Below are 12,874 nucleotides of genomic sequence, written 5' to 3' on the forward strand. Positions count from 1 at the left end.
GGTTGATTGTATGGCCGATCAGGAGCATATTGGTCTTCTTATGCAGGGAGTAGATGTCTGGAATCAATGGAGAAGAGAGCACCCAGAGATACGTCCGGATCTCAGTTCTGCCGATTTCAGTCTTGCCAATCTCCACAAGGTGGATCTCCACGAAGCGAATCTCATGCGAGCGAACTTCACCAGTACGAACTTCATAGGGGCGGCCCTCAACCAAGCCAACCTGAGCCGTGCCTGTCTCAAAGAAGCCACCTTTTACAGAGCGTCTCTCAACAGAGTGTCCCTCATTGGAGCCTCCCTCCACAACACGTTCCTGATCGATGCTGACTTGACAAGAGCAGACCTGACGAGAGCAGATCTTAGTTACGCCGTCATGGGGCTCACCAATCTCGGAGGAGTGGATCTTAGTGCAGTGAAAGGGTTGGATCTCGTAGATCATCGTTGGCCCTCAATCATTGGCATTGATACGATATATCGTTCGCAAGTTCACTTTCCTGTGGCCTTTCTTCAAGGTGCTGGTGTCCCTGATACTCTGATTGACTTCATACACACTCTCCACAACCACCCGATCCAGTACCATTCACTCTTCATCAGTTATTCCAGCAAAGACGACATGCTCGCCCATCGCTTGTATGCTGATCTCCAGGAACACGGTGTACGCTGCTGGTTCGCTCCTGAAGATATGAAGATTGGCGACAAAATCCGCGCCCGTATCGACGAAGCGATCCATCGGCAAGACAAACTGCTACTCTTGCTCTCTGAGCACTCCATTGCAAGTTCGTGGGTCGAAGATGAGGTAGAAGCCGCACTGGAGAAAGAGCATCGACAGCAACGGGAGGTGCTTTTTCCGGTGCGTCTTGATGAGCAGGTGATGCAGACAGGCGCTGCATGGGCGGCGAAGCTGCGTCGTACGCGGCATATTGGCGACTTTACCCGCTGGATGGACCCCCAGGCGTATCAGCGAGCATTCGAGCGATTGCTGCGCGATCTCAAGTCGGAGAGTCCACAAAACTAAACGCGAATGCAGTCATCACCAGACTCCGTAAGATACAGCGAATGGCAAGAAGAGACAATGTATCAAGAAGGAATCGAAAGCAGAGCTTGCTGGAGACTGAAAATCCTCTAGGTGCGCTTCGACCGCCTTTCTCTCACAACAACTCAAACGTGAAAACGGCAACGGAAATGCTCCCCTATTCCCCATTGGAGATCTTCCGGGATTGCAAGTCACGCAACAAGCGTTGGAAACTGTTCTGGTACTGGTCGTGGTCTTTCCACTGTTCAAAGTTGCCAATATGTCGGGTGTGGCGCACTTCCGCAGGCCACCCATCCTGATTTCTCTCCAGAATGGCGTTGTCCAAGCGAACAGGAAACAGCACCGTTTGTGCCTTGCCTCGCTCTTTTGCCAATGCCATTTCTACTTCATGTTCTACCCATTGGCTATTGATGGAATGTACGGAGAGAACCAGGAGCAACTTATCGTAGAGACGAATGGACTCATCAATGCGATGCCTGATCTTGTCACCGATCTTCATGTCATGAGGGGCAAACCAACACCGCACGCCTTTGTTTTGCAAGTCGGCATAGAGGCGTTCGGCAAATGCCTTATCTTTGCTGGAGTAGGAAATAAAACAGGAGTAAAAATCAATGGGAAGAACTGTCAAGGAATACATATATTCAATAAAAGAAGCCGGAACACCAGCTTTTCGTAAAAATATTTCGGGGATTTTCCCTCCCGAACGATAAATGGTATCTAATCCAATAGTAGAAGGCCCTTCATGTTTGACAGTCTCTAATCCCTGAATTGTTTGTAAATCGAGATCATTTAACTGCGTCCACCCTATTTGTACATTGGTCCAATTTACCTCCTCTAACGAACAGCCAAACAGGTGCGCATAGGTCAAGTCAGTATGACTTAAATTCGCACCTTTTAGGATTGTATCGTTCATGGAGGTACTAGTCAGGCGAGCTTGGCCTAGATCTGCCTGACTTAGATCTGCTCGGCTTAAATTCGCACCTACTAAATTACTTTGGCGGAGTTTTGTATTTTTTAAGTTAGTACCAATTAGAAGAGCACCGCTCAGATCAGCATCATCCAAATCAGAACCACTCAAGTCAGCAGCACTCAAGATAGCATCTCCTAAGAGAGCATTATTCAAGATAGCCCCTCTTAAATGGGTACTATATAATTGGCTGTTTTTCAAGCGAGCATGATTTAAATCAACATTATTCAGTTCAGCATGAATCAGGTTCGCATTCTCTAAATTTGCATGATCCAAAGAGGCTCCGCTCAAATTAATGCCAATTAAATTAGCATGCTGGAGGTTCACCTCGCTCAAGTGAGCTTTACTCAAATTGGCAAAGCTCAAATCAATCGACACATTTATGTGTTTCTCTCTCCACTTATTCCACGACTTTACACCTTTTTGAAGCTGAATAAGTTGTCTTTGGTTTGCCATTATATTTTTACTCAACACTGTTAATTTGTTAGAAAATAATTTGTTATTAAAAACCTTTCAAGGATTAAAGGCTCCACTAAGAGAATACAAGTTCTCTTAGTGGAGTCTCATCTCTTCTTCAGATTGCTTATTCTCATCGTCATCCAAATATAGCAGCTCATAGCCTGTTATATTATAAGGCTCTGAATCGCCTTTCCCAGGAATGTCCAACCAATCTCTACCTAACTTAGCTTCATACACATTATATGGAACATAGTTTAGCTCCTCAAGCTGACAATTCCCTCTTAAAAAATTTTGTAGTTGGGTAGGATCTTTTACAACTTTGCGAAATATATCCTCTCCTTGCGCAATGAGCCAGGCTTTGAAGTAGTCGAAGCTATCATCAGAGAAACCCATAAGCTGACCAATCTCCATCTCTAGCTTTTCACCAGATGCAAGAATACGAAAAGCTAAATAAATACGATAAAAGATCTCAATCTCTGCGAGTGAAAAATTCCATAGATAGGCTTCAACAAGGACAACCTGACGCTTTAAGTCGCCTGAACTCTTTTGTTTGGTTTCTTTCATAATATTCCAAAAAATTTTTTGATCCATTATTTTCTCTCTCATCTACTTAATGGATGCGCAGTCGTTATAGTAACATTCAAAGCTTTCCTGCTACGTCTCAATATCTCTTCATAGGTCAAGCGGAATTTGATCCTCTCAAGCTTCTTGTCTCTGGTGTCATGGATTATAGCAACAGAAGTGATCTTAATTCATAGAAAGAATACCACTAGGGAACGAAATGATGCTGCTAATTCTTTTTCGTAATTTGAGATGTGCAATCCAGATCATATGAGCTTGATCCGTTTTGGATGCACAAGTGGTGTAGCCTCTAAGTGGCCTCTAATAAGATGGTTATAGTTTCCTCCTCTTTGTTCTCTTGTCACAAGTCCAGTTAGTATCTTTCAATTTTACTACGGACAAACGCTTCTGTGAAAAACGCCCTGGTTTTCTCCAGGGCCGTCTCCCAACCAGGTAGCAGGTTTTTTTCTATGTGTAAGAATGTAATACCTCAATAGTAGTCTTTCAACTTTTCTGATTGTGACGCGGACTGGGGAGAAAAGCTGACAGTCGTATCGGGTTGCAAGTGACGCAACAAGCGTGTCAAGGCTCTCTGGTAGTCGTCGTGCTGCTTCCACTGGCTGAAGTCGGTGATATGGCGACTGCGTTGGATGTGAGCAGCCCAACTCGTCGAACTGTTGAGGACAGCATCATCTAGGCGAACCGGAAAGAGGACGGGCGGCTTTCCTTCGCATTCTTTGTCCAAAGCGGCCTCGACCTCAAAGCGCACCCATTTACTCTGAACAGAGTGTTGCGACAGTACCAACAGTAACTTATCATACAGGCGAATGGACTGATCGATCCGATCCCTGATGATATCACCGGTTTTCATGTCGTGAGGCGCAAACCAACACCGTACGCCTTTGGCTTGCAAGTCGATATAGAGCCTCTCAGCAAAGACATGATCTTGACTGGAATAGCTCATAAAGCACGTATAGTACTCGATGGCTCTTCCTACCAGGGAGCGAGCATACTCAATCAACGTATCGGATATTCCTGCACCTTTGAGAAACGGGACAGGGATATCCCCTTCTGACCGCATAAGCGTATCCATACCAATAATCGATGGTCCATTATGTCTGATGTTCTCAAGACCATTGACTTCACGAAGATCCACGTTTCCGAAGGTCGTCCATTCGACAAGTGCGTCGGCAAAATTGGCTCTGCTGAGCCGAGTACTGATGAGGAAGGCATAGTTGAGATAGGTTCTGGTGAGGTTGGCACTAACGAGATTAGCTCTACTGAGGTTGGCATCGCTGAGCCTGGCTCCCTTGAGGTTGGCGCTGACGAGGTTGGCACTGGTGAGGTCTGTATTGCTCAGGTTGGCATTGCTCAGGTCAGCACTCCGGAAGCTAGCAGTTCTGAGATCAGCTCTGCTGAGGTTGGCACCTTTGAGAATGGCACCTTTGAGAATGGCACCTCTGAGGATAGCATTGCTGAGGTTGGCATCGACGAGGTCGGCATTGATAAGGTCTATATTGCTGAGGTTTATATTACTGGCATCAATATTGCAAAGTTCAGGTCGTACCTCTGGATGCTTCTTTCTCCATTCATTCCAAGCATCTATTCCTTGCTGAAGAATCTTCACATGTTCTCCATTTGCCATATCATCTCCCTCTCCCGTTTTCTTCTGAGTATACAGCAATGGAGATAGATCATCAATCGTAGCAGAAATACTCACTTGTTCGATCATCACAGTACGAATACAGTAACACGTGGTGTGCAACCTACATGGGTTTACTACTTGTTGTTCCTAGTTTTCCCGTGCTGGACAAGCAGCTATGCCTTTTCCTATTTCAAGTTGCGCAACGAGCTGAAAAGCAAGTAGGCAGTAGAAAACAAAAATGTTTTGCCGAGGTGAGCTTCAACAGAGGCGAGATGTCAGGTTTTTGGGCACATTCGCGATTACATTGTGTATGCTACCCTACAAAGCATCTTTCAAAGAGATAAGGAGACACAACTGATGGTGTTGCCATCATATGAAGAAACCGTGATCCTGCCACCGACGAAGTCCGGGAAACAAAGCGGACGCTCCCTTGATACTCGTTTCACGGATGAACGGGTGTGGCTGGCGCACAAATGCGCTGGCATTGTTCGGAACGCGGATGCCGCCGAGGATCTGGCACAGGAGACCCTGTTAGAGGCATGGCGCAATCGGCAGAAATGGCAGGACAGCGAAAGTGAGCAACCAGAACCGCTCCGAAGATGGCTGGCGGCCATTGCACACAATGTTTGCTTGCGCTGGTTACGGGAAGAGCAACACGAGCGAGCACACCGCATGCTCCAGACGCGCCTTCCCACAAGTGGTGTTGACGGAAATAGCCTGGAACAAGATGAATGGAGCATAGATGAAGTTGCTGCCCCAGATATGTATGAGGTCGAAATGGAGCTTGAACGCACAGAACTGAGTGCGCTTCTGAGCCAGGCGCTTGCCTATGTCTCTGAACCATTACGTGCGGCCCTGGTCGCTCGATACCTCCAGGGAGCCACGCATAATGAAATCACCCAGCACCTCCAGGTGAGCGAGGCCACATTGGTCCAGCGCATTTACCGGGGAAAACAGGCGTTACGCGCTGCATGTGCGACCCATTTTTCCCAGGAGCTAGCCTCCTACGGGATCTACCCACCGGGGACACAGCCAGTGGCAGCGGTGACGCGCCTGTGGTGCCCCTGGTGTGGAAATGACCATCTCGTGCTTCATGAGGACATGTCGGTCGGGATGTGCTCTTTTCGGTGTCAAGGGTGCCACATCCTTCTTGGAGGAAAAGGGAATGTTGGCACCTGGCAAAAGGTCAGTAGTTTCGCAACCAGATGCACTCAGTTGCTGAAATGGCTCTATGGGTACTACTGGCAAGCCATCGATCAGGAGCCAACGTGCTTCTTTTGTGGAGAACCAGCCCGACTTGTGGTGAAAGAAGCCCAGGATCTTCCCTCCAAGTATCATCGCCTGGGCCAGCAGGCCGGTATTGCTATTGGGTGTTCTCACTGCCAGCGGACACACTACAACACCCTTTCGCATCTGACGTTGGACGTACCGCAAGTCCAGCGCTTCTGGAACAAACACAAACGTATCCATTGGCAACAGGGAGAGCTGATCGAGTACGCAGGTATCCCGACCCTGGTCAGCACTTTTCAGAGCAAGGAGAGCCAGAAGCGAATTGATGTCCTGATAGAGCAGCAAACCTTTCGGGTTCTGGCTATCAATGAGTTTTGAGTTCCAGTTCGCCAACGAAATAGGCACAGGTGTCGCGTCTTCTTCTGTGAAGATCCAGACCCCTGCGCAGTCTTTCCCTTCCACTCCCTGCTGGTTCGGGGAAGCTGTATTGATTGTCGAGTATCTACGCAAGCCCACCCTCATTCGCATGGATGCTGGTGGCGGTTCTGGTCTTGACCCCTGTTCATGCAGTGGCCTGCCTGTGACGCGAGGCGAGCGCGAGGCAGGCAGGCTCGTGGTGGACGCCGAGACAGGCCGTCATCCAGAAAAAACAGCAGGAAGAGCAGAGAAAGCGCAAAACGATCATCATGAAGCAAGAGGGATGCTCAGGATGGCTCACTCCCGCTGGAAGATCACACGAGAGATTGTTGAAGCGTGGAGCGACATATTTAGAAAATTTCAAAATGTGCCCGGTTTCGTCTTACCATATGCACCAACGTTTGAGCATCCAGGAGGAATGTGTCACCTCTCTCTTCGATATTGACGGCTTTTGACGAGAGGTGAGCGGCAAGGGCAATGCGACTCACGAGAGCGCCTCTGAATGAAACGACGATGCTGGCTGAGGCCCTGGCTCGCAGAGAGACAGCTCTGCTCCGTTGTCCGTGCCACCTTCTAGGCGGGATGGTTCTTGATGGACGCCGATCAGGGCTCTCAAGCTCACCAAAAACAGCAGAAAGATGAGATAGACATATATATTTATAAATATATTGAGATGGTATTTTGAGGAGGAACATGTATATCATCTGACTCGTCCCGAAGTCGCTCGTTACGTGGTTGAGGTGACAAAAGAGTTGGCGGATCTCCTTGGTACCTCCATTGATGAGGGGGCAGGCAAGAACGAAGATTGAGCCGAGAGCGAGGAACGCGTCTCATGTGTTCCTCGCCACGTCTGTTTTGCTTCTCGGCTGAAAGGCAACTCCATCTCGGAATGCTCAAGTCGATTCACTCTCTGTCAATCGCGCTGTCATGATCAGCGGAACCCAATGTGCGTGGAGGTTCTGAAGAGAAGCCTGATGCCTCAGACGGGTGAAGCGGGGCGATGCTTTTCTTCCTTGAGCCTAGCTCAAGGCTTCCCATATACCAGCCATTGCGCTGTCACGCTCTTGCTTCTCCGACTTCACAAAAATGGGTGAAGTCCAGTGCCAACTTACTTGCATCATTTGAAGTTAACCTTTATGTAGGTGGGTGATCAGTATTGCGCTTTGAAGCTCTTCGAGAAACATAGTATGATGATAGCGACAGAATACCCACCACGATACTTACTATACTCAATAGAATACTTAAATCAACTATCACATCAGGCATGAAAGGAGTCCAGACTCTTAGTAGCCCAATGCAGAAAACCACGCAAATCAACACAATCAAAATTTCCTGCCGCGTTATTCTCAGCCACCGAAAGTCTCGCTTCCAGTGCCGTTTTCCACTGCGTGTAGGGATGGGTGAGTTGTAATAGGTAGGCAGCAAACGGCGTACAGTTCCTCCTGGTGTGGTCCGAGAACCAGTCTGTGCGAGAGTTCTTTTAATAACTCTTCGCTGCCGGGATGGAAGCAGCCGATGGCGCTGCTCCCGACGTCGAGCGAAAGCATTCCATGCAGTAGAAGGATTGGTTATTGGCACAGTTGCGTTCCGCTTGCGATGACCTTCACGCCCCTCTTTTTGTATTTCGTTCTTGATTGTCGGGTGAGAAGTTCTTGTGTCGCTCTGCAAAGCTACTTGCTCCAGCAGGCGTTTCTCTTCGATCATGATGTTGTTTGGAAGGGAAGAGGGATTATGATTATGTATCCTATTTTTCTCCCCAATGTCCCCCTCGGCTTGACTCTGAAATGAAGCTACTTCATCCCTTACTTTTCTACTAGCTGTCTCTGATTCTCCAAACATTTTTTGGATCAAGTCCTGGATGTGTTCATCATCCCTCATTTCTTGAGCGATCTGCAATGCCTTTGTATAGTACTCGATGGCTTGAGAGGTCTGATCTTGTTTATCAAAAGCCAAGCCCAGGTTATTCAAGATATTGCTTTCTAGACTCCTATCTCTCATTTCTTGAGCGATCTGCAATGCCTTTGTATAGTACTCGATGGCTTGAGAGGTCTGATCTTGTTTATCAAAAGCCAAGCCCAGGTTATTCAAGATATTGCTTTCTAGACTCCTATCTCTCATTTCTTGAGCGATCTGCAATGCCTCTTGATGCAGCTCGATAGCTTGTTTCTCGTCTTCTAATGCTGCATATGTATTCCCCAAGTTACTCAGTGTAGCGCTCTCGCTATACCGGTCATGGACTATCCTTGCACAGCCTAGTGCCTTCTGATAAAGCTCAGCAGCTTGAGCAAATTCTCCCAGAGTGAAAGAGATGTTTCCCAACTCACCCAAAAGCAGGCTTTCTCGCTCTGTATTGGCTTCGCCCTGTGCTTGTTTTAGATAGTATTGAAGCAGTTGAATCTCATTCATTAGTCATACTTTCGAGATCGAGCTAAATAAAGCATTATGAAAGAAATACATTGTATGAGGACAGCAGCACCAATCATCATCCAACCAGCTTCAAGAGATGGAGTTGATGTGACAAAATTAATCCCCAACCCGGAGAGCAGAGCACTAAGGAGATTGAGGCTGAACTGGACAAGAGACACATCTTTCAGTTGGCTCAGTTCCTGCTTTGCAAGCGATAACTGAGTCTCTTTTTCTGTTAATTGTTGTGTCTTCTCTTTCAACAATCTGTCTTTTTCTCTCGATTGACATTGATGGGCATTGAGTTGCTTTCGATAGTCCTCTAATAACCACTCATTTATCTGCTTTATCGAACCAGCATGCTTCACATATTGGTTGATAGAATATCGTGGTAGAGGCCCAGCACGTGAAATATCCTGTTTGGATTGATCGCTCTCAGTTGACATCCTATGAACCTGCTCACTCTGTACCCTCAATCTTACGGGTTCCTCTTCTGGAGTTTCTCGTGAAAGGGAGGTGAGAGCTGTTTATCAGTACATACTCTTAATAGACACCTCAAGAAAAGTATATCTCATTTCCTCAATAAGAGACGCTTTTTCGATAAAAGAATCAAAGAGAGAATCCTAACGCGATATGGATGTGCCCTGTGAGCCATTGGTCTGAACCTCAGACATTTTTCTCTGCTAGATCTCAAACACAGTCGTATCCCTTCCGACTGGATTATCGAGGGAATACAACTGGTATCCACCTCCGATCAGCTTATGACGACCGATCATCATCCGTTTAAGGGCTTCCTCACAGGCAATGGCTTCGTGTTTCGCGCCCGCGAGGGAGCGATCCATCGCTTTCCCTATGCCCAGATCCGCTCTATCGGGCTTGAGCATCCCTGGCTCTTTTCTGACTACGACCCGATGACCATCTTTCTCACCAATGGCTCGTTCCAGGAATTTGCTTGTGTCGGTGGGAGTGTCCACATGACCGATCTGGACAAGTCACCCATCTCTGCATCGGCTGCGTAATGTGGAACATATTATGGTTGGTCGAGGCAATAAACGGATGCCATCCCCATCGCTTTCAACCTCCAAACACTCAACTGGTGTTTAGCTCGTGCCAGTTTCGTTTGCCAGAAACACGGTTCAAGTGACTTCTTTCCAGCTTCATGCTAGTACAATGAACGCTGTATCTCCTCAAAAAGGGCGACGGGGAGCGCTCCTATTCACCTTTGGGGGTCTTCTCGGGTTGCAGGTCACGCAATAAGCGTTTGAACGCTTTTTGATAGACATCATGATTTTTCCACTGGCGAAAGTCACCAATATGCCGTTGCCTCTTGATGTCGCTTGCCCAGGGTGGCATCGGGTCCAACTGCATGATGCTGTCATCCAAGCGGATCGGAAACAACACGGTCATTTTGCGCTTGCTCTCTTTCTCGAACGCTGCCATGACTTCCCGTTCCACCCATTCACTTGTCACCGAATGTTCGGAAAGCACCACCATCAACCTATCGTATATCCGAATACTCTCATCAATTCTGTGCCAGAACTTCTCACCAATCCGCAAGTCTTCCGGAGCAAACCAGCATCGGACTCCCTTGCTCTGCAAGTCAGCATGCAAGCGTTCAGCAAATGCCTCATCTTTGGAGGAATAGCTAAGAAAGCAGGTGTAATACTCAATCGGATTGGCAACCAGGGAACGGGCATACGCAATGATGATATCAGGTACACCTGCACCTCTCAAAAAGATTTCAGGGATGACTCCCTCGGATCGAACAAGCGTATCAATTCCAATCGTCGAGGGTCCATTATGCTTGACCTTCTCAAGCCCTTTGACGTGACGCAGGTCAACATTTCCAAAGATTGTCCTCTGTACTTTTGTATAGCTGAGATCGGTATTGATGAGATTAGCACTTCTGAGGTTGGCTCCGTCGAGATTAGCATTGTTGAGATCGGCACTGTTGAGATCGGTACTGTTGAGATTGGCATTGCTGAGATTGGCATTGCTGAGATCAGCGCCTCTGAGGTTGGTGGAGTGGAGAATAGCAAATATGAGCTTTGCCCATCTGAGATTAGCATAGCTGAGGGAAGCAATACTGAGATTGGCACCGCTGAGGTCGGCATCGCTGAGATCAGCGCCTCTGAGGTCAGCTTCGTTGAGGTCGGCATCGCTGAGATCAGTATTGCTAAGGTTGGCTCCTCTGAGGTTGGTACTGTAGAGAATAGCGCCTTTGAGGTTAGGTTTTACATCTGAATACTTCTTTCTCCATTCGTCCCAAATTTCTACTCCTTGCCGGATAATTTTCAAATGTTCTTCATTTGCCATAGCATCTTCCTTTCCCGTTTTCTCCTGAGTATACAGCAATGGAGGTGGATCATCAATCGTCACTTCAATACGCATGCGTTCAGCCTTCATACCACGAATACAGTAATACGTGATGTACTATCTACATGAAATAACTGCTTGGTTGCTTTTGTGTCGTCGGTATCAGTCAAAGAGGAGCAAGCATGAAGACGTTATCCCTTTTCCTGCTTCAAGTCCCGTAACAAGCGGGGCAACCCTCGCTGTTAGGCATTGTGATCCTTTCACCTCGTGAGTTGTGAGGGGTAAACCAACACCCAATGCCTTTGTATAGCAGATCTGCATGCAGGGCACCGGGAAGCGTTCTGGTTTTAGCTTGACTCACTCATGAAACATGTGGAGGACTCAAGGGAGCAAACGGCAAGCGAATGTATGTCTGCCAGGAAAAGGTCCGAGGCGCTTAGTGCCATCTCTGTGCCACGTGCCACCAAAGGCGGTGAGTCGATGCCCTTCCTGAATTGATACCACTGTTTGGGCAAGCGGGGGAACTCCAGAATAGGACAAGAAACCAGGCGCTTGATCTTTCCGATCAGGGAAGTTGAAGCGAGAGCAGGGTATGCAGCTCATCAGTTGCTACCAAAACGAGGAAGCCACCTCATATAAATATTGTATAATCAGGATCTTAGCATCCTGCCAGCGCGAGAGGCGTGGTCGGGAAGGCAGACGTGAGTGAGCCATCAAACACCGCCCACAGGCTGCCTCTTCTCTTGATTGAGGGAAACCACAGCATGGTGTTGGTGTCTTGAGAAGGAACATGCGTATCATCTGACCCGTCCTGAAATCGCACATTACGTGATTTCTGTGACGAAAGAGTTGGCTGATCTGCTTGGCATCTTGTTGAAGGGAGAGGTGAGAACGAAGAGTGAGCCAAGTGCGAGGAGCGCGCCTTATGCGTTCCTCGCCACGTTCCGATCCCCTCTCTATCGGCTGCTCAAGCGCGAACCCCTTCATTGCTACTCCTCTCCCTGCGATCCTGCTAGGAAAATCGGTGGAGAACCCAGTGTGCGAGAGGCTCGTTTTCACACACAAGGAGAGCACATCGAGGCATCTTTTTGGCTTTGCTTCTTGTGTCATGGCTCCAGAAGCCATGCTTTAGGACGGATCGCAATGTTTGTGGTCTCTAGACCATTGGTTGTGATTACGCCTTTGTTGTTACCCATTTCGTGAGGATCGTATGTAGGATGTCTCTAGCCTCTTGCAAAGACATCGTTGTGCCAGAAGCCTTGAATCTATTTGCTTGTGTTTCATCTGCAAATGACATACAATGCAGTGCTTGCTCTCCAAGCATCAGAGAATTGTGCAGTAACGCATAAGCCTCCTCCATTTTACTCATTGCTATTTCCGGTTCTGTCTATCTCTGATGAAGCCATTCTCTGCTCCTGATTTTGCCTGTCCTTGTGGCTGATCGGGTATCGGTATCCACCATAATCTCCTCGACCACTTTTCTTAACTCCACCACATCTTCTGATTTTGCGTAGTGATAGAGTGCTCTGGCAACTGTCGCATCTCTTCTGGCAATGTTCCATATCTTCTTCGTGCTTGGTTGCTTTCTGTCAGCCGCCCGAAGAAACGTGTCACCAGCAGCGATAACAGCCCTTATTGTGAGATCTTTGGTGGCAGTAGAGATTCGCTGTCCACTGCTGTTGACTTCAAAATCACTGCCAGGCTCGATGACGGCAGGAGCAACACGTTTGAAGCGTGTCAAACCGCCACAATTTTTATATTTGAGCTTGAGGATACCATTGAGGATGCACAGCACAACCTGTTTGCATGCTTCAACTTTCATTGAAGGTGCCAGTGTGTCAAATGC

At 47.8% G+C, this 12,874-nt stretch carries 11 protein-coding genes; 4 read left to right on the forward strand and 7 right to left on the reverse strand.

Annotated features, from left to right (window positions below):
- Window positions 1-10: 10 nt before the first annotated feature.
- Window positions 11-1,012, forward strand: a complete 1,002-nt coding sequence (locus tag K3T83_RS44210) for a toll/interleukin-1 receptor domain-containing protein (protein WP_220209524.1) — start codon at window positions 11-13, stop codon at window positions 1,010-1,012.
- A 175-nt stretch (window positions 1,013-1,187) separates the two neighbouring features.
- Here K3T83_RS44210 and K3T83_RS44215 read toward each other — a convergent pair whose 3' ends face one another.
- The 3 genes from K3T83_RS44215 to K3T83_RS44225 form a co-directional block, all read right to left on the reverse strand.
- Entirely contained in the window at window positions 1,188-2,453 is a 1,266-nt protein-coding gene (locus tag K3T83_RS44215) for a toll/interleukin-1 receptor domain-containing protein (protein WP_220209525.1), read from the reverse strand.
- A 96-nt stretch (window positions 2,454-2,549) separates the two neighbouring features.
- A complete protein-coding gene (locus K3T83_RS44220; RefSeq protein ID WP_220209526.1) occupies window positions 2,550-3,047 on the reverse strand; it encodes a DUF4240 domain-containing protein in 498 nt (165 codons plus the stop codon).
- Window positions 3,048-3,507: 460 nt separating this feature from the next.
- Window positions 3,508-4,662, reverse strand: a complete 1,155-nt coding sequence (locus K3T83_RS44225) for a toll/interleukin-1 receptor domain-containing protein (protein ID WP_220209527.1) — start codon at window positions 4,660-4,662, stop codon at window positions 3,508-3,510.
- A gap of 357 nt (window positions 4,663-5,019) precedes the next feature.
- Here K3T83_RS44225 and K3T83_RS44230 point away from each other — a divergent pair, with 357 nt between their 5' ends.
- Together K3T83_RS44230 and K3T83_RS44235 are read left to right on the forward strand one after the other, a co-directional pair.
- Window positions 5,020-6,270: an RNA polymerase sigma factor gene (locus tag K3T83_RS44230; RefSeq protein ID WP_220209528.1), complete on the forward strand. Its 1,251-nt coding sequence runs from the start codon at window positions 5,020-5,022 to the stop codon at window positions 6,268-6,270.
- Window positions 6,260-6,754 (forward strand): hypothetical protein, encoded by a 495-nt coding sequence (locus K3T83_RS44235; protein ID WP_220209529.1) that lies wholly within the window; start codon window positions 6,260-6,262, stop codon window positions 6,752-6,754. The genes K3T83_RS44230 and K3T83_RS44235 overlap by 11 nt, the downstream gene beginning before the upstream one ends.
- A 689-nt stretch (window positions 6,755-7,443) precedes the next feature.
- On the opposite strand, the gene K3T83_RS44240 is transcribed toward K3T83_RS44235, so the two are convergent.
- Window positions 7,444-8,715 (reverse strand): tetratricopeptide repeat protein, encoded by a 1,272-nt coding sequence (locus K3T83_RS44240; RefSeq protein WP_220209530.1) that lies wholly within the window; start codon window positions 8,713-8,715, stop codon window positions 7,444-7,446.
- Window positions 8,715-9,158 carry a hypothetical protein gene (locus K3T83_RS44245; protein ID WP_220209531.1) on the reverse strand — a complete coding sequence of 148 codons (444 nt, stop codon included), beginning with the start codon at window positions 9,156-9,158 and terminating at the stop codon, window positions 8,715-8,717. Before K3T83_RS44245 ends, K3T83_RS44240 begins: the two co-directional genes overlap by 1 nt.
- A gap of 315 nt (window positions 9,159-9,473) precedes the next feature.
- On the opposite strand from K3T83_RS44245, the gene K3T83_RS44250 reads away from it, so the two are divergent.
- A complete protein-coding gene (locus K3T83_RS44250; RefSeq protein ID WP_220209532.1) occupies window positions 9,474-9,731 on the forward strand; it encodes a hypothetical protein in 258 nt (85 codons plus the stop codon).
- A gap of 193 nt (window positions 9,732-9,924) precedes the next feature.
- On the opposite strand, the gene K3T83_RS44255 is transcribed toward K3T83_RS44250, so the two are convergent.
- The gene (locus K3T83_RS44255) at window positions 9,925-11,028 is read right to left on the reverse strand and encodes a toll/interleukin-1 receptor domain-containing protein (RefSeq protein ID WP_236065208.1); all 1,104 of its coding nucleotides are present in this window, start codon (window positions 11,026-11,028) and stop codon (window positions 9,925-9,927) included.
- A gap of 1,387 nt (window positions 11,029-12,415) precedes the next feature.
- Entirely contained in the window at window positions 12,416-12,850 is a 435-nt protein-coding gene (locus K3T83_RS44260) for a hypothetical protein (protein ID WP_220209534.1), read from the reverse strand.
- Window positions 12,851-12,874: the final 24 nt, after the last annotated feature.

Source organism: Reticulibacter mediterranei, from assembly GCF_016587455.1.

Excerpts from the sequence above, each read along its gene's own strand:
- K3T83_RS44220 (WP_220209526.1), bottom strand. The coding sequence starts at position 3,047 with ATGGATCAAAAAATTTTTTGGAATATTATGAAAGAAACCAAACAAAAG.
- K3T83_RS44215 (WP_220209525.1), bottom strand. The coding sequence starts at position 2,453 with ATGGCAAACCAAAGACAACTTATTCAGCTTCAAAAAGGTGTAAAGTCG.
- K3T83_RS44235 (WP_220209529.1), top strand. The coding sequence starts at position 6,260 with ATGAGTTTTGAGTTCCAGTTCGCCAACGAAATAGGCACAGGTGTCGCG.
- K3T83_RS44260 (WP_220209534.1), bottom strand. The coding sequence starts at position 12,850 with ATGAAAGTTGAAGCATGCAAACAGGTTGTGCTGTGCATCCTCAATGGT.
- K3T83_RS44230 (WP_220209528.1), top strand. The coding sequence starts at position 5,020 with ATGGTGTTGCCATCATATGAAGAAACCGTGATCCTGCCACCGACGAAG.
- K3T83_RS44250 (WP_220209532.1), top strand. The coding sequence starts at position 9,474 with ATGACGACCGATCATCATCCGTTTAAGGGCTTCCTCACAGGCAATGGC.
- K3T83_RS44210 (WP_220209524.1), top strand. The coding sequence starts at position 11 with ATGGCCGATCAGGAGCATATTGGTCTTCTTATGCAGGGAGTAGATGTC.
- K3T83_RS44255 (WP_236065208.1), bottom strand. The coding sequence starts at position 11,028 with ATGGCAAATGAAGAACATTTGAAAATTATCCGGCAAGGAGTAGAAATT.
- K3T83_RS44245 (WP_220209531.1), bottom strand. The coding sequence starts at position 9,158 with ATGTCAACTGAGAGCGATCAATCCAAACAGGATATTTCACGTGCTGGG.
- K3T83_RS44240 (WP_220209530.1), bottom strand. The coding sequence starts at position 8,715 with ATGAATGAGATTCAACTGCTTCAATACTATCTAAAACAAGCACAGGGC.
- K3T83_RS44225 (WP_220209527.1), bottom strand. The coding sequence starts at position 4,662 with ATGGCAAATGGAGAACATGTGAAGATTCTTCAGCAAGGAATAGATGCT.